Source organism: Saccharothrix longispora, from assembly GCF_030852425.1.
GTDB lineage: Bacteria > Actinomycetota > Actinomycetes > Mycobacteriales > Pseudonocardiaceae > Actinosynnema > Actinosynnema longispora.
In genome coordinates, this window is record NZ_NSDM01000001.1 from 740,600 (window position 1) to 760,143 (window position 19,544).

Here is a 19,544-nt window from a genome sequence, read left to right on the forward strand (position 1 = left end):
GGGGGCGCCGGGACCCGCTGTCACCGCTCCTCCCGGACGCCGAGCCGCGTGAGCAGGTCGGTCCCCAGGACGTCCAGGTCCGCGGCCACGGCGCGGTGGGCGGCGCGCCGGCGGGGCGCGGGCATGCGTTCCGCCGCGCGCACGGCCGCCAGCAGCTGCCCGAGGCGCTTCTCGGTCGCCTCCACGTACCCGCGCTCGGTCTCGCGCAGCTGGTCGAGGGCCTCGGCGAAGCCGGCGACGCGGGCGTGCAGGCGGGCGCCGTGACCGGAGTACCTGGTCAGCTCGTCCACCGGCACACCCAGCCGGGACGCCCGGAAGTGGTCGTAGCGGTCGCTCACGAGCGCGGCGGCCCGCACCGCGATCGGCGCCATCACCGGGATCAACGCGGGCGCCAGCACCTTGGCCACGCCCACGAGGTTCTTCGCCCGGCTCGGGGTGAACCCCTTGCCCTTCGCACGCGCCACGGCGGCACCTCCTCACCACGAACAGTAGAGCCGTTCGGGCAAAAGATCGACTCGACCCGACGAGGTGCCGGCACGTGCGGGCACCCCACGGCTTACCCTTCAGCGGTGACTTCCCAGGTGCAGCTCGACGCCGGTGTGGTCACTCGTTGCCGGCGGCGGGTGCACCTCGAACACGATCCGGCCATGCGGGACGCGCCCACGCTGCCACCCGATCCCACCGGCAGGCAGCGCAAGGCCGACGCGACCGACCACCGCCGCGCCGTCGCGGCCGCGCTGGGCCGGGTCGTCGGCTCGGAGCTGGTGGAGGTCCCGCAGGACGTGCCCAGCGCCGACCGGGAACGCGTCACCGCCGCCGCGATGCGAGCCGGGGTGCGGTTCATCTGGGGCGCCGCCCTGCCGCGCGACCCGCTGGGCGGCCGGCGCGGGGGCATCGACCTGCTGGTCAAGGACACCACCGGGTACGTGCCGGTGCTCGTGGTGCGGCACAAGGTGAGCGATCCCGGGCAGGGCGCGCGCACGTCGCCGCTGTCCCACCCGCTGCCCGGCGGAGCGCGCGTCGACCCGTTGCGCAAGGTCCGCCCGCAGCCCCGTGACCAGCTCCGGCTCGCGCACGCCCAGCGCCAGCTCCAGGCCGCCGGGCACGCCGCGCGGGGCCGTGCCACCGGCGGGGTGGTCGGCATGGACGCCGACGTCGTCGTCTGGCACGACCTGGAGGCGCCGAACTGGCCCGGCGGCCGCACCGCGCTCGCCGAGTACGACTCGCGGTTCGCCGACCGGCTCGCCGTGGCGGCGGCCGCCGCGACCGGCGCGCAACCGCTGGCCCGGCCGTCGCGGATCGTGGAGTGCCGCAGCTGCCCCTGGTGGCCGGTGTGCGAGGGCGACCTGAGGACGGCCCGGGACGTGAGCCTCGTCGTGCGCGGCGAGGACGCCGTGGCGCTGCGCGGGGCCGGCGTGGCCACCGTCGACGACCTGGCCCTGCTCGACCCGGCCGAACCGGTGGTGCCGCTGGTCGGGATGCTGCACGCGGACGCCGTCGTGCTGGCCCGCGCGTGGCTGCGCGACCTGACCGTGGTGCGCCGCGTGCCGTCGATGGACGTGCCGCGCGCCGACGTCGAGGTCGACGTGGACATGGAGAGCTTCGGCGACCTCGGCGCGTACATGTGGGGGTGCCTGCTGTCCGGCGCGGACGTCGGCGAGGAGCACGGCTACCGCGCGTTCGCCACCTGGGACCCGCTGCCGTGCGACGACGAGGCGCGTTCGTTCGCCGAGTTCTGGGGCTGGCTCACCGACGTCCGCCTGCGCGCCCGCGCCCGCGGCCTGACCTTCCGCGCGTACTGCTACAACGAGCTGGCCGAGAACCGCTGGCTGCTGGGGTCCGCCCAGCGGTTCAAGGGCAGGCCGGGCATCCCGACCGTGGCCCAGGTGCGCGAGTTCATCTCGTCCGACGCGTGGGTGGACCTGTTCGGCATCGTGCAGCAGCAGTTCCTGTGCGCGCACGGCAAGGGCTTGAAGACGATCGCCCCGGTCGCCGGGTTCACCTGGCGCGACCCGGAGGCGGGCGGCGAGAACTCGATGCGCTGGTACCGCGACGCGGTCGGCATGGACGGCCGACCCCCGGACCCGGACCAGGCCCGACGCCTCCTGGAGTACAACGAGGACGACGTGCGGGCCACCCACACCCTCCGCGACTGGATGACCTCGGACGCGATGGACGACCTCCCGTTCGCCGGCGACCTCTGACCGCCACCCGCGAGTCGTAAGTCCAAACCCGGCGAGTCGTAAGTTCGGGCTCGGTGAGTCGTACGTTCGGGCTCAACGCGAACTTACGACTCGTCGGACTTGAACCTACGACTCGCCGGGCCTGGACCTACGACTCGCGCGGGTTGAACGCACGACTCGCGCGGTCAGCGGGGGGCCATGCGGAGGGCGCCGTCCATGCGGATGACCTCGCCGTTCAGGTAGTCGTGCTCGACGATCGAGACGGCCAGGGCGGCGTACTCCTCGGGGAGGGCCAGGCGCTTCGGGAACGGCACGCCCGCCGCCAGGCCCGCGCGGAACTCCTCGGAGACCGTGGCCAGCATCGGCGTGTCCACGATGCCCGGCGCGATCGTCATCACCCGCACGCCCACGGACGACAGGTCGCGCGCCGCGGGCAGGGTCATGCCGACCACCGCGGCCTTGGACGCCGCGTACGCGACCTGGCCGATCTGCCCGTCGTACGCCGCGATCGACGCCGTGTTGACCACGACACCGCGCTGCCCGTGCTCCAGCGGCTCGGTCCCGCCCATCGCCGCCGCGGCCAGCCGCAGCACGTTGAACGTGCCGACCACGTTGACGTCCAGCACCTTGCGGTACAGGTCGAGGGGGTGCGGGCCGGACTTGCCGACGGTCCGCGTCGACGGGCCGATGCCCGCGCAGTTCACCACGATCCGCAGCGGCGAGCCGGAACCGGCGGCCGCGTCGACGGCGGCCTGGACGTCCTCCTCCGAGGTCACGTCCGCCGCGAGGTAGGTGACGCCCTCGACCGCTTCGGCGCCCCCCACCTTGAGGTCGAGCGCGAACACGGACGCGCCGCGCGCGGCCAGCGCCCGTGCGGTCGCGGCGCCCAGACCGGACGCGCCGCCGGTGACGATCGCCGCGGTACCCGAGATCTCCATGCATTCCTCCTGTCCGACGGACAGGAGGTTAACGGTCGTTCAGCCCCCGGCGCTCGGACAGGTGCAGCAGTGCGACCAACGGCACGGCCGCGAGCACGGCCATCCCGATGAACAGCAGCGAGACGAGGACGAGTTCCATGCCTCGACCTTCCCCCGGAGCAGGTCCGGCGCACATCCACCGCGAGAGGTGTTCCGGCGTACACCCAGGGGACTACCGATCTCACTCTCCGCATACAGCTCGTGTTCCACCCACCGCAAACTTCGGCCGGCACCGTCAACGGCATGTTCGTCCGGCGGATCGCGGTCGTGGGAACGGGTTACGTGGGCCTGACGACGGGGGCGTGCCTGGCCTCCCTCGGTCATCGGGTCGTGTGCGCGGACGTGGACGCGCTGAAGGTCGCCCGGCTGCGCGCCGGGCAGGTCGACATCCTCGAACCCGACCTCGCCGACCTGGTCGCGCGGGGCAGGTCGGCGGGCCGGTTGAACTTCGTGGAGGGCGCGCGGTACGCCGTGGCGGACGCCGAGGTGGTGTTCCTGTGCCTGCCGACGCCGATGGGCGCGGGCGGCGCGGCGGACCTGTCCGCGGTGGAGGCGGTGGCCGGCGAGATCAGGGACGTCCTGCCGCGCGGCGCGGTCGTCGTGTGCAAGTCGACCGTCCCGGTCGGCACGTCCACGCGGGTCGCCGCGCTGCTCGGCCGCGACGACGTCGCGGTGGTCTCGAACCCGGAGTTCCTGCGCGAGGGCAGCGCGGTGCGCGACTTCCTGCACCCCGACCGGATCGTCGTGGGCGCCGACTCCCCCCGGGCCGCCGAACGCGTCGCCGCCCTGTTCGCGAAGCTCGGCGCGCCCACCGTGCTGATGGACGCGGCCAGCGCCGAGATGGTCAAGTACGCGGCCAACTGCTTCCTGGCGATGAAGCTGTCCTACGTGAACGCGGTCGCCGAGCTGTGCGAGCTGGTCGGCGCGGACGTCGCCTCGGTCACCGAGGGCATGGGGCACGACCGGCGCATCGGCCAGTCGTTCCTGCGGCCGGGCCCCGGCTGGGGCGGGTCGTGCCTGCCCAAGGACACGCACGCGATGGTGCGCATCGCCGAGGCGGTCGGCGTGGACTTCTCGCTGGTCAAGGCCACGATCGAGACCAACGGCCGGCAGCAGCGGCGGGTCGTGGACAAGCTGCGCGCCGCCGTCGGGACGCTCGCGGGCAGGCGGATCGGCGTGCTGGGCCTCGCGTTCAAGGCGGGCACCGACGACCTGCGCGACTCGCCCGCGCTGGCCGTGGCGGAGCTGCTCGCGTTCGAGGGGGCCGAGCTGGTCGCGCACGACCCGCAGGTGGACCGACCGCTGGTCGGCATGACCGTGGTGGGCGACCCGTACGCGGCCGTGCGCGGCGCGGACGCCGTGGTGCTGCTCACGGACTGGCCCGAGTTCCGCTCGCTCGACTGGGCGCGGGTCGCGGACGGGATGACCGGCTCCACGGTGCTCGACACCCGCGACCACCTGGACCCGGACGCCCTGCACCGGGCCGGCCTGGTGCTGCTCGGCCTCGGTCGCGAACCGGCGCGCGACGTGGCCGCGGTCCGCGCGCGGTAGGTCTCCGGACGGGCAATCTCGTTAGCGGGGGTAACGGAACCGGCCGGCTCGACGTACGTTGTGGGCGTGTTCACCACTCGCCCCGAACTCGTCGGCACCCACGGCATGGTCGCGTCGACGCACTGGCTCGCGTCCTCCGCGGGCATGGCCGTGCTGGAGGACGGCGGCAACGCCTTCGACGCGGCGGTCGCCGTCGGCTTCGTGCTTCAAGTGGTGGAACCGCACCTCAACGGCCCCGGCGGCGAGGTGCCCGCGGTGTTCGCCGCCGCCGGCGAGACCACGCCCAGGGTGCTCTGCGGCCAGGGCGTGGCCCCCGCCGGGGCGACGATCGGGCACTACCGCGGCCTCGGGCTCGACCTCGTGCCGGGCAGCGGCCTGCTCGCCGCCACCGTGCCCGGCGCGTGGGACGGCTGGCTGACCCTGCTGCGCGACTACGGCACCAAGTCGCTGCGCGACGTCCTCGGGTACGCCATCGGCTACGCCCGCGACGGCTTCCCGCTGCTGGAGCGCGTGAGCCACACCGTCGCCACGGTCGCCGACCTGTTCCGCGACCACTGGACGACGTCGGCCGAGCTGTGGCTGCCCGGCGGCGCGCCCCCGGCGGCCGGCGCGCGCTTCCGCAACCCCCGGCTCGCCGACACCTGGGAGTGGCTGCTCGCCGCCGCCGAGGCCGCCGGGTCCGACCGCGAGGCGCAGCTCGAAGCGGCCCGTCGCGCCTGGTCGCAGGGCTTCGTCGCCGCCCAGGTCGACGAGTTCTTCCGCACCGCGCGGCGCGACGACTCCGGCGCGGACCACGCGGGCGTCCTCACCGGCGAGGACATGGCGTCGTGGGAGGCCACCTACGAGGACGCGGTGTCGGCGGACTTCGGCGAGTGGACCGTGGCCAAGCCCGGCGCGTGGACCCAGGGACCCGTGCTGCTCCAGCAGCTGCGGCTGCTGGAGGGCTTCGCCGACCGGCTCGGCTACGTCGACGGCGTCCCCACGGCGGACACCGTGCACCTCGCCGTGGAGAGCGCCAAGCTCGCGTTCGCCGACCGCGAGGCGTGGTACGGCGACACCGGTGACGTGCCGCTCGACGTGCTGCTGTCCCGCGAGTACGCCGACGCGCGGCGCGCGCTCGTCACCGACACCGCCTCGTACGACCTGCGCCCCGGCTCGCCCCTGGGCGTCGACCCGCGACTGCCCGCGCACGTCCTGCGCGGCCCGGCCCGGGCCGTGGAGGAGGACAGCCCGGGCGCGCTCGGCGAGCCCACCGTCGGCCGCACCGGGACCGTGCGCGGCGACACCGTCCACGTCGACGTGGTCGACCGCTGGGGCAACGTCGTGTCCGCCACCCCGTCCGGCGGTTGGCTCCAGTCGTCGCCGACGATCCCGTCGCTGGGCTTCTGCCTCGGCAGCCGGGCGCAGATGTTCTGGCTCGACGAGGGCCTGCCGAACTCGCTGGCCCCCGGCAAGCGCCCCCGGATCACCCTGTCGCCGTCGCTGGCGCTGCGGGACGGCCTGCCCTCGCTCGCCTTCGGCACGCCGGGCGGCGACCAGCAGGACCAGTGGCAGCTCGGGTTCTGGCTCGCGCACACCGTCGGCGGGATGAACCTCCAGGAGGCCATCGACTCCCCGATGTGGCACACCAACGCGTTCCCCAGCTCCTTCTTCCCGCGTTCGTGGACCCCGGGCGAGGTGGTCGTGGAGTCGCGCTTCGGCGGGCTGGACGAGCTGCGCGAACGCGGTCACTCCGTGGTCGACGCGGGACCGTGGTCGCTGGGCCGCATGTCGGCCGTGGCCAGGGACTCGCGCGACGGCCTGCTGCGCGCGGCGGCCAACGCGCGCGGTGCCCAGGGGTACGCGGTCGGCAGGTAGCCGCGGCAGGCCGTGGGCTGGAGGTCGGAGCGGTCCCGGCCCGAGGGGGAGGGGGCCGGGACCGCTCCGGCTCGTGGGGCGGGCTCAGCCGCCGGAACCCGCGATGGTCCTCCTGAGGTTCATGGGGCGGAAAGTTCCGCACCGGGGGTGCCCGCTTCAAGCTCCGTAATCAGGCCGGGTGAACTTGTCCACCCGGACCGGTGATCACGCGATCATGCTGGAGAGCGCCCGGGCCCACGCGTCGTCGACGCGGTGCCGGACTTCCCGTCGGAGGTCGAGGCGGCTGGGCCGGGTCCGCGACTCCGAGCCTCCTCGCGCCGAGCGTCGTGCGGGACCTCGCGCAACTCGTGGTGCCGGTTCGCGAATCGGGTTTGGTTCCGCTCCGGCGAGGGTGAATATTCCTGGTTGTGGTCGTTCAGGTCGCGGAAGAATTGCGCAAAATAGGCCGGAGAACTACGCGCTGTGACGAAAAGACGATCACCCGCCGCATTTCGTGTGCGGCGGGTGACGTTAACGCGGAGCGTCTAGGCGATGGCGCCGGGGGGCAGCTTCAGCGAGAACGGCAGGGTGGTCACGACCGCGAGGTCGGACGCCGTGCGCTTCATCAGGGTGGGCGCGTTGCGCGAGCCGGGCTCCGGCAGGTCCAGCAACCGGTCCACCGCCTCGACCAGCGGTCCCTCGTAGATCCAGACGGCCTGCGCCGCCCGCCGGCTGTCCCTGACCGCGGGCAGCCTGCCGGCGCGGGCCTCGGTCTCGGACCAGAACAGGATCGAGTCGATGAAGCCCCGGCGCTGCTTGAACGCCATGATGCGGTCCAGCTGCCCGTCCTCGTCCCGCAGGTGCAGGAACTGGAACCCGCTCTCGCGCAGCTCGATCACCTTGCTCAGTGCGAGATCCATGATGCACCTACCTCTTGTTCCGAGGTCCCCTAAGCAGGCACAGGCCGTGCGGCCCGGAAATGATCGTACGGCAAGCGGACAATCCGCCATAGGGACTAGGCCGGTGGGGCGGACTCAATCCGGGGACCGCTTCGCGACGATTTCGAAGAGGACCGCAGTACGCGAACGGTGCGCACCACAAATGCCAGTGCGCCCAGGGTGACCAGGCTCACAGTGGGCCACATGCCTTCCTCCGGCAGGTCGGGTTCCGCTGTCACCCTGGGAGACGTCCACCACGGGGGGTGGGTTGCACCGGACGGCCCCTATCGATCCCCACCTTGCGGTGACCCACGAACGGGGGACCCACTCGCCGGCTACCCTGACGACGTGAGCGTGGACGTGCCCGAGAAGCTGCCCAACCTGCCGGAGTCGCTCCTCCCGCGCGAGCACAACCTCTACCGCCCCCGGCACAGCCCCCGCCAGCGGGTGGCCCTGGTCCTGGCCGTCCTGTTCTTCGCCACCCCCGGTCTCCTGCTCGTCGTCGGCGTCCGCCCGGCCCACTTCGAGAACCGGGAGCTGGCCGCCTTCCCCTCGATCACCGATGGCTGGGGCTTCATCACCGGGTTCGGCCCGTGGGCCGACGACCACATCCCGTTCCGCGACGTGGCCGTGTCCGCCGCCGACGGGATCAGCCGGGGCCTGTTCGGCGAACCCGCCCCCCAGCAGACCCGCAAGGGCGACCTGGGCGGACCCGTCCAGCCGCCGACCGACCCCTCCCTCGACAAGCCAGACCCCGTCGCCTTCGCGCGCGTCGTCGAGGGCAAGGAGGGGTGGCTCTACCTCGGCGCCGACGTGCAGCAGGCGTGCGAACCCCTCGTGCCGTTGGAGGAGGTGTTCGCCCGGGTCAACCGCCTCCGGCTGGCCGTCGAGTCCTCCGGGCGGAAGTTCGTCTTCGTCGTGGCGCCGAACAAGTCGACGATGGAGCCCGACCACCTGCCCGCCAAGTACTTCGGCAAGGCGTGCCACCAGGCCACCACCGAGCGCTTCTGGTCACGGGTCGTCGACGCCACCGGCGCGATCGACATCCGGGACGAGCTGCGGACGGCCGCGGAGCAGTCGGGCGGGCCCGTCTACACCCGCAAGGACAGCCACTGGGACAACCGCGGCGGCATCGTCATGGCCCGCGCCGTGGTGGACGCCGTCTCACCGGGCACGTCGAGGACCTGGAAGCCGGAGTCGAACGGCCCTTTCGGCCGGACCGGCGACCTGTCGCGGCTCCTCGGGCGCCCGGAGAAGGACGAGTTCGAGGCCTTCTCCCTCAAACCCGACGGCGAGGAGGTGCGCAGCCGCAACCTCGACGGTGACGAGAAGCAGCCGCAGCGCTCGACCCAGAGCCCGATCAGGGGCGTGGTCGACACCAAGGTCGGCTTGCTCGGCGACTCCTTCACCTTCGCCGGCGCCAAGTACCTCGTCGCCGGCTTCACCGACATCACCGTCCAGCACACCAAGGCCCTGGCCGAGGACCCGTTCCAGGTCGGCCGGATGTTCGCCGAGAACGAGGTGGTGGTGCTGGAGGTCGCCGAGCGCAACCTGGTCGGCGGCGTCGACTCCGTGCTCAACGGCCCGGTGCTCGACGCGATCACCCGGGAGTTGGCCAAGCAGCCGCGCTAGCCGGACCCGGCCGCCGCGCCGGTCCGCTCGCGCCGCTCCCACCGGCGGATCGCCCGGTCGGCGGGCATCTCCACCACGCGGTGCAGCACCTCGGCCGACAGCGCGGTGAACGCCAGGCCGAGCGCCACGACGAGGGTGTCGTCCAGGTGCGGCATCAGGGCGTCGTACAGCGGGTACATCGCGGACAGGTGGATCAGGTAGATCGCGTAGGTCCGCTTCGACCAGCCGCGGATGAACGCGGACCGGCTCACCGGCCCGCGCGCGGACACCAGGACCACCGTCAGCAGCACCGCGAACAGCAGCGTGCGGGGTGCCGAATCGCCCTGCCACGCGTACCAGCCGAGCATGTCCGTCCAGCAGAACAGCAGGAAGTGCACCGCGCCGATCGCCGTGCCGGCCAGGGCGTCCACCCGGCCCGAGTGCACCAGCGAGATGAGCTGGCCCAGGCACATCGCGGGCAGGTACGCGCCGAACCTGCCGATCTCCTCGCCGGCGGACGTGTCCGCGCCGTGGGTGAGCAGCAGGACGACGAAGCACACCGGCGCGGCCACCAGCGGCGGTATCCAGGCGCGCTTGCGCAGCACGGGGATGGTGAGCGCGACGTAGCAGTAGAAGGCCACCTGCACCTGGAGCGTCCAGGTGACGCCGACCATGACGACCTGCGGCGTCTGGAAGCGGTTGGTCAGGAACATCGCGCCGAGCAGGTTGCCGAAGCCCAGGTCGCCCTCGTCGGCGGCGCTGACCCGCAGGCCGAGGTTGACCAGGACCCACACCAGCACCGCGACGACCCACAGCAGCGGCACCAACCGCACGACGCGGCGGCGCAGGAACTGGAGCGGGCGCTCCCGGTTCGCCACGTGCGTCACCACGACGCCGCTGACCACGAGGAACAGCGCGACGCCGAAGAACGACAGGCGGGGGTTGAGGTGGAACGGCTCGACGACCCCCTGCTCCAGCCAGGTCGACAGCCAGAAGTCCTGGCGGATCAGGGTGAAGTAGCCGACCAGGTGCGTCAGCACGACCGCGCAGGACGCGATGACGCGCAGCAGGTCGAGCCCGTGCAGGTACCCCGTCCTCGCGGCCTCGGCGCGCGACACGGCGGGAGCGGTCACGCCACCTCCTCCAGTCCGCGGTGCAGCGCCGCGCCGGCCGCACCCGCGCACACCAGGCCGATCGGCACGGCGACCAGGGCGGGCAGCAGGTGGGCGACGACCCCCGCCACCGGGTAGCCGACGACCGGCACGGCCAGGCACAGCGGCAGCGCCCGGTCCCCCAGCCACCGCACGGGCGCGGTGGCGGCGAGGGACGCGCCGCGGGGCAGCGCGATCAGGAACAGCAGCAGCGCGAGCGTGCCGCCGAGGGGGTGCCAGTAGGCGGCCAGGTCCGGGACCGCCAGGTCCGACACGACGAGCAGGACGACGCAGAGCAGCCCCAGGGCGCCGCCCGCCGCGGTGTGCACGGCACCCGCGCGCACGGCCCGCGCCAGCCTGCCGAGCACGACCAGCGGCAGCAGCGCCGCGACCGGGCCGAGCCGTCGCAGCACCTCCGGCCCGCCGGCCTGGTCCGCCCAGCCACCGACGAGCACCAGCACGCAGGCGGCCTCCGCCAGGACGAGGATCGCGAGCGCCTGCGAGACCCGGGTCAACGGGCGGACCGCGGCGGCCAGCACCGCGTACACGCCCACCGCCGCGACGGGCGCCGTCACCGACACGTCCAGCAGGGGGTCCGCGCCGAGCAGCCACAGCAGCGCGGCGACCGCCGCCGCGCACGTCACGGCGACCGCGGCGCGGCGCAGCGGCCGGACCCAGTGCGACCACGGGGCCGGGCCCACCAGGTGGCCCAGGACCAGGAGCAGCAGGGCCGTGCCGAGGAAGCCGAAGTCCTCGCCGAACCCGGTGGGCCGGTTCACCCACAACCGGACGAGCACCACGAAGTCCGGCGAGTGCCCGTGCCGGACCGGCCACAGCCCGACGAGGTGGCTGTACGCGATCAGCAGCACCGAGACCGCCGAGACCACGCGCAGGCCCTCGGCCGCGCGCGGGGCGTGGTCGCGGCCGGGCGCGGGCCGGGTGTCGTCGGCGCGGGTGTCAACCATCGGCGGGCAGCACCCCGAGCTGCCGGGCGAGCAGGTCGCCGAAGTGCTCCGCCCGGTCCGCCGAGCGGGCGTTCAGCTCCACCCGGACCACCAGGTCGTCGTGGGCGTAGTGGGCGCGCACGACCGCGGGGGGTGTCGCGCCGTCCTGCCGGACCACCCGTGCGATGCGGTCGACGCCGTGCTCGGGTCCGATGCGCTTCATGCCGAAACCGAGTTGCTGGTCGTCCAGCTCGGTGGCGGTCCGCCGGGCGGCGCCCTCGTCCGCCACCCGCACCACCGTGACGAGGACCTGGCCCTCCGGGCGGTTCGACGCCACGGTCAGCCTGGCCGCCCCGGCTCCGGCCTCCCGGTAGGCGTCGACCTCGCTGTCGCCCAGGAACTTCAGGTCCACCACGTCGGCGAAGGTGCGCACGTGGTCGTAGGACTCGAAGCCGTGCTGGAAGTCGGCGACGGCCATCCGGTCCGCCGCCTCGCGCCCGGCCTCGCCCGTCGGCGGCACGTTGCGTGCGCTGGCGGGCAGCGGCACGCCCCACAGGGCGTGCGCGCCCGCCACGACGCCGACGAGGACGGCGACGACCGCGATCGCGCCGAACACGGATGTGCGGGCGTCAGCCACGCCTCACCTCGCCCACCGGCGTCACACGGGCCGGAGCCACAGCGTGAGGAAACCGGTGTCGGCGGCCTCCGCCTGCCGCACGAGGTCGTCGTCGACGTGGTCGACGTCCGGGTCGCCGCCCAGCGGCACCGGCGCGTAGCCCAGCTTGCGGTAGCCGAGCAGGACCTGACCCGGGTCGTCGCCCAGCTCGACGATCGCGCTCGGGCAGAACTCGCACACCACGTGTGGGCGGTCCCGTTCGAGCACGCCCGTCAGGCCGGCGAGGGCCCGGTGGTCGCGGCCCTGGAGGTCGACCTTGACCAGCGTGACGCGGCGCCCGGTGATCTCCGGCCGCCCGTCCAGCCGCACGGCGGGCACCACGACGCCACCGACGGCTTCGTCCTCCGCGGCGTGCGCCCGGTGGTCACCGCTGTTGCCCTCCTCCGCCTGCACGAGCCGGATGCTGCCGTCCTCGTCCCACGCGGCGATCGGCAGCACGTCCACCAGGGCCGCCGTCTCGGGGCCGAGGTTCGCGGAGACGTTGCGGCGCAGGAAGTCCGCGTTGACCGGGTTGGCCTCGACCGCCACGGCGGACGCGATGCCCGCGGCCCGCTGGAACAGGCGCAGCGTGTGGTAGCCGACGTGCGCGCCGACGTCGACGAACGCGCCGTCGCCGACCAGCCGGGCCATCAGCCCGGCCTCCTCGGGCTCCCACGACCGGTGGTAGGCCAACCACGGCCGCACCACGTCGTCCGCGGGCAGCAGCAGCGCGCCCGCGTCGCACACCACCACGTCGGCGCCCTCGGGCACCGGGGCGTGCCGCAGGCGGGCCGCGTCCTGCACCGCGTCCAGCGCCTTGGCCAGCTCGGTGACCCGCTCCTCGCCCTCGGCGAAGCGCCGCCGGCCCTCGTCGAGCCTCAGGTCGCGCTCGACGAACCCGTCGAACACGGCGCGCCGGTCGTCCGCCAGCCGCGACCAGACGCGGTCCAGGCTCTCGTCGAGCTGCCGCTCCAGCCTCGTCGTCGAGCCGCGCACCGACTCGGCCTCCGCGCGCACCGAGTCCACGTCGGCGCGCACCGACGACATGCGGTCCTTCAGGCCTTCGTTCACCCAGCGGGTCGACTCGACGCCCGCCTCCACGGCCTCCAGCCGCGACACCACCGCGCTCAGCGTGTCCTCGACCCCGCCGACGAGCGTGCCCATCACCTTGCGCTGGTGCACGTCGTAGTGGTCGATGGCGCGCAGAACGGCGCGGCGCAGCGCGGGCGCGAGCGGCGTGCGGGACGCCGCACCCACCTCCGCGCGCCACAGCAGCGCCTGCTTCGAGTCGCGCAGCGGTCGCAGCACGTCGGCCCCCGGCACGGCGGCCCGGTAGCCCGCGCCGCCCTGGTCGCGCCAGTTGTCGTGGGCGGCGCGCAACTGCTCGCGCATCCAGCGCGCCGCGTTCTCCACGGACCGGGTGCGCAGGATGTGCTCGCGGGCCGCGCGACCGCGCCGCTCGGCTTCGGCCGGGTTGTCCGCGACCTCCCGCATGGCGCGGGCGGCGGCGTCGAGGTCGGGTTCCGCCCACAGCGCGTCCGCCGGGTACGGGCCGTTGCCGGCGCCCACCGGCACCAGCCGGGCCGGGACCGGCCAGCCGGTGCGCTCGTCGAGGAACTCGGTCGTGCTGGAGTAGTCGGTGGAGATCACCGGCATGGCCCGCGCCATCGCCTCGGCGACGGTCAGGCCGAAGCCCTCGCTGCGGTGCAGCGACACGTAGGCGCTGCTCGTCGCGTACAGCTCGTCCAGCTCGCGCACGGACAGGTACCGCTCGACCAGTTCGATGCGCGGGTCGTCCAGGACGCGCACCCGGAGCCGCTCGGCGGTGTGGGGGTTCTTGTCGCCGTTGATCGCCTTGAGCACCAGGCGCACGTCGTCGCGGCCCTCGAAGGCGCGCTGGAACGCGTCGACCAGGCCCCACGGGTTCTTGCGCTGCCCGATGCTGAAGAAGTCGAACGCGAACAGGAAGGTCACCGGGTCGCCCGCGCGCCGCGCCGGCCGGGCGACGGGGCCGGGGTCGCGCACCGGTACCGGGATCGTCTTCACCGGGATCGCCGTGTGCCTGGCGATGGCCTCGCGGCAGAACTCGCTGACCGTCCACACCTCGTCGACCAGGTCGAACGCGTGGTGCATCTCGCCGGGGAACTCCTCCAGCTCCCACGCCCACAGGCCGATCCGGTAGCGGTGGTGGCCCACGTGCGGCTGGTGGTCCAGCACGACCCGCGTCTGGTCGGCGTTCACGCACAGCAGGCTGACCGGGAACCTCGGCTCACCGACCGTGCCCGGCTCGGCCAGGCCCGTGCGGTTGGACACCAGGCGGTCCTCCACCACGGAGGCCACCGGCACGCCGGACGCCGAGATGGCGTCGTGCACGAGGCGCGCCATCTCGCCGACGCCCAGCTCCGCGGTCAGGTAGCCGACGACGTTCACGCCGAACTCGTCCGTCGGCTCGCTCGGGGCGACCGGTTCGGCGGGCAGCGCCCAGGTCGGGAGCTGCGACTCCTTCACGCCGGAGCCCGCGCACCAGGCGGCGAACGGCGCGGCGTCGCGGCTGTGCGGCAGCGGGAACGCCGCCTTGAGGTCCGGGCGGGACTCCCACAGGGTGCTGACGAGTCGGTTCAGCGTGGTGCCCAGGGGCGCGTCCTCGGCGGGCTCGGCAAGCCACGCGCGCAGCGCGGCGCCGCCGTCCGGGCCGAACGCGTGCGGCGGGACCGGCCTGCCCTTGCGCTCGGCCTCCTCCCACGCGTCGCGGTAGAGGGTGCGGACGGCCTGGCTGATCTTCGTGCCGTCGGCCATCTTCCCGAAGCCGTACGGGATGGCCTCCAGCGTCGTCGCGTAGCCGTTGGCCTGGAGCCGGGCGCCGTAGGCGTCGCACAGCTCGCGCACCACCGGGTGCTCGGACAGCACGACGCGCGGCCGGGTCGGCGTGTGGTGCGACAACAGCCACGGGCGTTCCGGCCGGTAGCCGCTGTAGTGGAAGAACCTCAGCCGGTGGCCGCCCGCCGTGAGCACACCGTCGGCGTCCCGCTCGACGGGCCGCTCGTGGATGTTCCAGTAGGCGACGTTGAAGCCGGGGTCGCGCAGCACGTGGTTGCCGAACAGCGCGGGCACCTGGTCCACCCAGCGCTGGTCGGTGAACAGCTGCTTCTCGGGCGCGACGATCGCGTCGTGGCGCAGGCGCTCCGCCCAGAAGTCCAGGAACGGCTCGGAACCGGGACCGGTGGCCACGAACCCGAGGTTGAAGATGCCCGCGCCCATGATCGCGGCTTCGCTCGGGTCCTTGCCGTCGCGCGGCAGCGGGTCGAGGAAGTGCGGGGTCAGCACGATCCCGTGCGCGCGGGCCAGTTCCGCCAGCTCCGGCATCGGCGCGAACACCTGGATGTCCGGGTCGAGGAAGATCACCACGTCGGCGTCCGACCGCAGCGAGCGCAGCAGGTAGGGCTTCGCCGCCGTCGCCATCTCGGTGATGTTGTAGGCGGTGGCCATCCGCAGGTAGTCGTCCTCGGGGATGCCGGTGGCCTCCGGGCCGACGACCCGCGTCCGGCCGTCGTGCTCACCCGAGCCCCGCGGCGCGTCCACGACCAGGATCACGAACCCGTGGTCGTCACCGGGGTGGTGCTCCAGGTAGGACGCCGCGAGGACGCGGGCGGCCGGCAGGTAGTTGCGGGCGACGATGGTGCACGCGATCACGGCGCGGCCCCGGTCGGCGCGGTCGCCGGAGCTGCGGTCAGCCATCGGTCGGCAGCACCTCCAGCTGGGCGTCCAGGGCCTCTTCGTAGCCCTTCTGCGCGGCGGCGAGCGTCGGGGCCGCCACGTCCACGCGGACGATCAGGTCCTTGCTGCTGTAGTGGCCGCGCACGCGGGCGTTCTGGCCGTTCGCCGCGTCGATCTCACCGGTGGACACCCCGGCGGGACCGCCGTCGTGCTGCGCCATGCCGTTGTTGATCTGCGTGTTGAACAGCTCCTCGGCGGCCGCCGAGGCGGCGGTCGCGTCGGTGGCCTGCACGATCAGCACGACGCCCAGGGAGCCGTCGTCCAGCGTGAACTGGGCGAGCTTCGTCTTGGTGGCGCCCGCCGCGGTGTAGAGCGCGGCCTCCGAGTCGAGCAGGTACTTGAGGTTCGGCACCGCGCTGAAGTCGGTGACCGCCTTGTTCGTGCTCACCTTGCCGGGGATCTCGCCGACCGGCAGGGGGTCCGGCGGCGGCGTCGAGGACGTGGTGGTCGGCGTCGAGGAGGTGCTGGTGCCGCCGCCGGCCTGGTCCGAACCGCTGTCGCGGCCCCAGAGCCAGTAGGCGCCGAACGCGATGCCCGCCAGCAGGACGACCGCGACGACGATGCCGACGACCTTGCCCTTGCCGCCGCCACCGCTCTCGTCGAACACCTCGGGCCCCTGCGCGATCCACGACGGGTTCTGGTCGCCGGGGGAGAAGCTGTCGCCCCACGGGGGCGTGCCGACCGGCGGGCCGGACTGCCAGCCCTGCTGCTGCGGTTGCTGCTGCGGCATGCCGGGCGGCGGTGTGATCGGTGCCACGTACTGCGTGCGGTCGGCGTCCTGTCCGCGCTGTTGGCCGCTCACGACCTGCGTCTTGTCGGCGCCGGCCTGCTGGTTCGCCTGGTTGTTGACGACCTGGGTCGCCTCCGGGTTCGGCGTCTGCGGCCGGGGCGGCACCGCGTCCCACCGCACCGGCGGTGCGAAGGGCCCGCTCGGCGCCTGCTGCGGTGCCGGGGGCGTGCCGGGCGACCCGACCGCGCCGCTGCTCGTGGCGGACGCGAGGAGCTCGTCCCGGCGACGGCGGTACTCGTCGGCGCTGATCCGCCCCTCCGCCAGCGTGCGGTCCAGCTCAGCCAGGTCCTCTTGCCAGGACATTCCGTTCCTCCAGGGGTTGCCGCGCGAGCGCCATTGTTGCTCATGCGCTTTCGGGCGTTGCCGGCATCCGGCACTTGTGATGCGGTCGTTGCCGGCGGTCCACCGTTCGGCCTCGGGCGTCGACCCCGGGGACCGCCGCACAGCCGGGACGTGGCCATGGTGCACGAACCGCGTGAACCTGGCGTCACACGCGCGAGCGTCGCGCTCGGGGCCTGGGAGGTGCGGACCCCGTCGTCGGCCCGCGGTGTCCACGAGGAGCCCGGGGCGTCGTCCGGGTGGGCTCTGCGCGCGAGCGGCCCGGACCGCGTGAACCGGGCGGTTACCTCTTCGTGAGCAGGGTCGGCCCCACGATCTTGCGCGCGATCTTGCGGAGCTTGGACTTCGGGGTCGGCGGCGTCTTGGGGGCCGTGGAGGCCGCGGGGGCCGAAGTCGAGGAGGCCGGGGCGGGGGGCTGCGCAGGGGCGGCGGCGGGAGCGGCGGCCGGGGGCTTGGGGGTGGTCGGCGCCGGCGGCAGGTCGGTGATCGCCGGGAGGACGGTCGTCGCCTGCGAGTCCACCGGCGGAGCGGGGACCGGTGCGGGAGCCGGTGCGGGAGCCGGTGCGGGCGTGGGGACCGGGGCCGGGGCGGGGACCGGGGCCGGCGCGGCGACGGGGAGCGTGCCGTTCACCGGCTTCGTCGCGGGCACGGTGGCCCCGGCCGGCGCTGCGACGCCGTTGGACGCCGCGACGCCGTTGGACTGGACGGGCGGCTCGCCGAGCAGGATCGCGAACGGCGGCTTGGCGCGCTGGCCCTGACGCCCGTCGGGCGGGGTGGGCTCGATCAGCGCCGGGATGAACGGGCGTCCGACGCCGCCGTGGCCGGCGGTCCTGGTGGTCGGCACGGCGGAGACGGGCGTCGGGGGGACCGGTGCGGCGGGCGGCGCGACGGGCCTCAGGTCGGTCGCGGTCATCGGCTCGGACGTGGGCCACGCGGGCTCGGGGACCACCGCGACGGGCTTGATGCGGATCGTGGGGGTGTCGTTGCTTCGCTGGGGCTGTGTGGGCACCTGGCTTGACGTCACCCCTCGATCTTGCCAAAACACCGTCGGTAGTCCAGACGGGACGAGTCAGCACCACCACCCGCACGGCCTGCGCGTGGTGGTCGTGGTGGTCGACGTCGTCGTGGTCGGGCGGTGCGTCGTGGTGGTGGTCTGCCTGGTCGTCGTGGGCGCGGCGGTGGTCGTGGTGATCGCCGGCGCGGTCGTCGTGGTGGTGGTGGGAGCCACGGTCGTGGTGGTGGTCACAACGGTGGTCGTGGTGGTGGTCGTGGTGGTGGTCGACGTCGGTGCGTCACCGGTCGGCGTCGCGACCCGGCTGGGCGGCTCGCTGCCCTTCACGACCACGATGTGCCCGACGTCCGACGGCGCGGGCGGCACGGGCAGGTCGCCCTTGCCGGACAGCGCGGAGAAGCCGACGAGCGCCGCGACGCCCGCCCCGACGAGGGCGCCGAGGGCGAGCCGGGCGGGTCCACCCATCGCGGTGAGCATTGACCACCACTACCGGCATCCCTCAACCGGGTCAAATCGGCCCGTAGGGCTGGTACCGGCCCGAGACTTCGGGTATCGGGCCGGTACCGGTGGTCACGCGGTCACGCGGTCACGCGAGGGTGGCGGTCAGCGTGATCTCGGTGCCCGCCAGCGCCTGGCTGACCGGGCAGTTCTTCTTGGCGTTCTCGGCGGCCTCCGCGAACGCGTCGGCGTCCAGGCCGGGCACGGACGCGGTGACGGTCAGGTGGATGCCCGTGATGCCCTTGCCGGGCTGGAACGTCACCTCGGCCGAGGTGTCCACGGTCTGCGGCGGGGTGCCCGCCTGCGCGAGGCCGTGCGACAGCGCCATCGAGTAGCAGGACGAGTGCGCGGCGGCGATCAGCTCCTCCGGGCTGGTCTTGCCGTTCGCCTCCTCCGCGCGGGAGGGCCAGCTCACGTCGTAGGTGCCGATGCCCGACGACTCCAGCGCGACGCTGCCCTTGCCCTCGAGCAGGTTGCCTTCCCAGTGCGTGGTCGCCTTGCGGGTGGTGGCCATGTCTGCAACTCCGTCTTCGACGAGGAAAACCCTTCGCCGTCAAACCTAACGGTCGTGCGCGGACCCCGCCCCGGACGGTGATCGGGAACGCGAAAGGCCCCCGGTGCGGACACCGGGGGCCTTTCACACGAGCGGATGACGAGACTCGAACTCGCGACCCTCACCTTGGCAAGGTGATGCGCTACCAACTGCGCTACATCCGCCTGACACGAAGAACTATAGACCATGCCTCAAACGGCATTCGCACCGGGGGGTGCCGTACCCGTCAACAGGCGGTCGACCTCGGACAACCGCTCCTTCGACCACCGCCACTCCCACAGCGGGCGCACCCGGTCCACGACCTCCGCGGGCAGCCACGGCGCGACCTCGTCGCGCAGCTCCCACTCGTCGAACACGTGCTCGTAGAAGCTGACCACCGACGCGTCGGACAGGAACCGCTCCGGCTGCCGGAAGCACCAGTGGGCGAAGTCGTACACCCGGCGGAGGACCTCGCGGTCACCCTCGCGGTGCGCCTCCAGCGCGAGCTGCCACAGCTCCGACAGGAACACGTGGCAGGACCAGGACTCGCGCTCGACCACGGCGCTCAGTTCGGGGAGGAGGGCGGATGCCCTCGTGCGCCAGTCGACCACGTGGCGGGAGGTTACCCGCCGCGGCGCCCGCCGCGACCCCGGCGGCCACCACCCGACGCCCACCCGTGACCGGTCCGTCACCGACCGCGAGCGCGGGCGCTGCGGGGTGCGGGCGCTCCGACTGCCCCGAACGGCCCACTCC

Annotated in this window: 16 protein-coding genes and 1 tRNA gene; 4 read left to right on the plus strand and 13 right to left on the minus strand. The window is 73.7% G+C overall.

Annotation, left to right across the window (positions count from 1 at the left end):
• Window positions 1–20: 20 nt before the first annotated feature.
• Complete coding sequence (locus tag CKY47_RS03795) at window positions 21–464, minus strand: DUF6474 family protein (protein ID WP_306744175.1); 444 nt, start codon at window positions 462–464, stop codon at window positions 21–23.
• A gap of 105 nt (window positions 465–569) precedes the next feature.
• Between CKY47_RS03795 and CKY47_RS03800 the strand changes: the two genes are divergently transcribed.
• On the plus strand, window positions 570–2,204 hold the full coding sequence (locus CKY47_RS03800) for a TM0106 family RecB-like putative nuclease (RefSeq protein ID WP_306744176.1): 1,635 nt from the start codon (window positions 570–572) through the stop codon (window positions 2,202–2,204).
• A gap of 164 nt (window positions 2,205–2,368) precedes the next feature.
• On the opposite strand, the gene CKY47_RS03805 is transcribed toward CKY47_RS03800, so the two are convergent.
• Window positions 2,369–3,121, minus strand: coding sequence for an SDR family NAD(P)-dependent oxidoreductase (locus CKY47_RS03805; RefSeq protein WP_306744177.1), 753 nt, complete (start codon window positions 3,119–3,121; stop codon window positions 2,369–2,371).
• A 282-nt stretch (window positions 3,122–3,403) separates the two neighbouring features.
• Between CKY47_RS03805 and CKY47_RS03810 the strand changes: the two genes are divergently transcribed.
• Window positions 3,404–4,711, plus strand: a complete 1,308-nt coding sequence (locus CKY47_RS03810) for a UDP-glucose dehydrogenase family protein (protein WP_306744178.1) — start codon at window positions 3,404–3,406, stop codon at window positions 4,709–4,711.
• Window positions 4,712–4,777: 66 nt separating this feature from the next.
• Window positions 4,778–6,568: a gamma-glutamyltransferase family protein gene (locus CKY47_RS03815; protein ID WP_306744179.1), complete on the plus strand. Its 1,791-nt coding sequence runs from the start codon at window positions 4,778–4,780 to the stop codon at window positions 6,566–6,568.
• A 524-nt stretch (window positions 6,569–7,092) separates the two neighbouring features.
• On the opposite strand, the gene CKY47_RS03820 is transcribed toward CKY47_RS03815, so the two are convergent.
• Complete coding sequence (locus CKY47_RS03820) at window positions 7,093–7,467, minus strand: hypothetical protein (protein ID WP_306744180.1); 375 nt, start codon at window positions 7,465–7,467, stop codon at window positions 7,093–7,095.
• 366 nt (window positions 7,468–7,833) lie between these two features.
• Between CKY47_RS03820 and CKY47_RS03825 the strand changes: the two genes are divergently transcribed.
• Window positions 7,834–9,117: an alginate O-acetyltransferase AlgX-related protein gene (locus CKY47_RS03825; RefSeq protein ID WP_306744181.1), complete on the plus strand. Its 1,284-nt coding sequence runs from the start codon at window positions 7,834–7,836 to the stop codon at window positions 9,115–9,117.
• Here CKY47_RS03825 and CKY47_RS03830 read toward each other — a convergent pair.
• From CKY47_RS03830 to CKY47_RS03875, 10 genes are all read right to left on the minus strand, one after another.
• Window positions 9,114–10,229: an acyltransferase family protein gene (locus tag CKY47_RS03830; RefSeq protein WP_306744182.1), complete on the minus strand. Its 1,116-nt coding sequence runs from the start codon at window positions 10,227–10,229 to the stop codon at window positions 9,114–9,116. The two genes, CKY47_RS03825 and CKY47_RS03830, sit on opposite strands and share 4 nt — an antisense overlap.
• Window positions 10,226–11,212, minus strand: a complete 987-nt coding sequence (locus CKY47_RS03835; RefSeq protein ID WP_306744183.1) for a hypothetical protein — start codon at window positions 11,210–11,212, stop codon at window positions 10,226–10,228. Before CKY47_RS03835 ends, CKY47_RS03830 begins: the two co-directional genes overlap by 4 nt.
• A complete protein-coding gene (locus CKY47_RS03840) occupies window positions 11,205–11,828 on the minus strand; it encodes a hypothetical protein (protein ID WP_306744184.1) in 624 nt (207 codons plus the stop codon). The genes CKY47_RS03835 and CKY47_RS03840 overlap by 8 nt, the downstream gene beginning before the upstream one ends.
• A gap of 21 nt (window positions 11,829–11,849) precedes the next feature.
• Complete coding sequence (locus CKY47_RS03845; protein ID WP_306744185.1) at window positions 11,850–15,581, minus strand: FkbM family methyltransferase; 3,732 nt, start codon at window positions 15,579–15,581, stop codon at window positions 11,850–11,852.
• The gene (locus CKY47_RS03850) at window positions 15,574–16,713 is read right to left on the minus strand and encodes a hypothetical protein (protein WP_306744186.1); all 1,140 of its coding nucleotides are present in this window, start codon (window positions 16,711–16,713) and stop codon (window positions 15,574–15,576) included. The genes CKY47_RS03845 and CKY47_RS03850 overlap by 8 nt, the downstream gene beginning before the upstream one ends.
• A 319-nt stretch (window positions 16,714–17,032) precedes the next feature.
• Window positions 17,033–17,758 carry a hypothetical protein gene (locus CKY47_RS03855; protein ID WP_306744187.1) on the minus strand — a complete coding sequence of 242 codons (726 nt, stop codon included), beginning with the start codon at window positions 17,756–17,758 and terminating at the stop codon, window positions 17,033–17,035.
• Window positions 17,759–17,818: 60 nt separating this feature from the next.
• On the minus strand, window positions 17,819–18,226 hold the full coding sequence (locus tag CKY47_RS03860) for a hypothetical protein (protein ID WP_306744188.1): 408 nt from the start codon (window positions 18,224–18,226) through the stop codon (window positions 17,819–17,821).
• Window positions 18,227–18,347: 121 nt separating this feature from the next.
• Window positions 18,348–18,773 (minus strand): OsmC family peroxiredoxin, encoded by a 426-nt coding sequence (locus CKY47_RS03865; RefSeq protein WP_306744189.1) that lies wholly within the window; start codon window positions 18,771–18,773, stop codon window positions 18,348–18,350.
• A gap of 130 nt (window positions 18,774–18,903) precedes the next feature.
• Window positions 18,904–18,976: transfer RNA gene (locus tag CKY47_RS03870), tRNA-Gly, on the minus strand.
• Window positions 18,977–19,003: 27 nt separating this feature from the next.
• Window positions 19,004–19,402, minus strand: a complete 399-nt coding sequence (locus CKY47_RS03875; RefSeq protein WP_306744190.1) for a DUF7674 family protein — start codon at window positions 19,400–19,402, stop codon at window positions 19,004–19,006.
• Between the last annotated feature and the right edge of the window lie 142 nt (window positions 19,403–19,544).

Bases quoted from the DNA above. Each gene is read 5' to 3' on its own strand.
- CKY47_RS03805 (WP_306744177.1), bottom strand. From the start codon at position 3,121: ATGGAGATCTCGGGTACCGCGGCGATCGTCACCGGCGGCGCGTCCGGT.
- CKY47_RS03810 (WP_306744178.1), top strand. From the start codon at position 3,404: ATGTTCGTCCGGCGGATCGCGGTCGTGGGAACGGGTTACGTGGGCCTG.
- CKY47_RS03820 (WP_306744180.1), bottom strand. From the start codon at position 7,467: ATGGATCTCGCACTGAGCAAGGTGATCGAGCTGCGCGAGAGCGGGTTC.
- CKY47_RS03835 (WP_306744183.1), bottom strand. From the start codon at position 11,212: ATGGTTGACACCCGCGCCGACGACACCCGGCCCGCGCCCGGCCGCGAC.
- CKY47_RS03845 (WP_306744185.1), bottom strand. From the start codon at position 15,581: ATGGCTGACCGCAGCTCCGGCGACCGCGCCGACCGGGGCCGCGCCGTG.
- CKY47_RS03850 (WP_306744186.1), bottom strand. From the start codon at position 16,713: ATGTCCTGGCAAGAGGACCTGGCTGAGCTGGACCGCACGCTGGCGGAG.
- CKY47_RS03860 (WP_306744188.1), bottom strand. From the start codon at position 18,226: ATGGGTGGACCCGCCCGGCTCGCCCTCGGCGCCCTCGTCGGGGCGGGC.
- CKY47_RS03865 (WP_306744189.1), bottom strand. From the start codon at position 18,773: ATGGCCACCACCCGCAAGGCGACCACGCACTGGGAAGGCAACCTGCTC.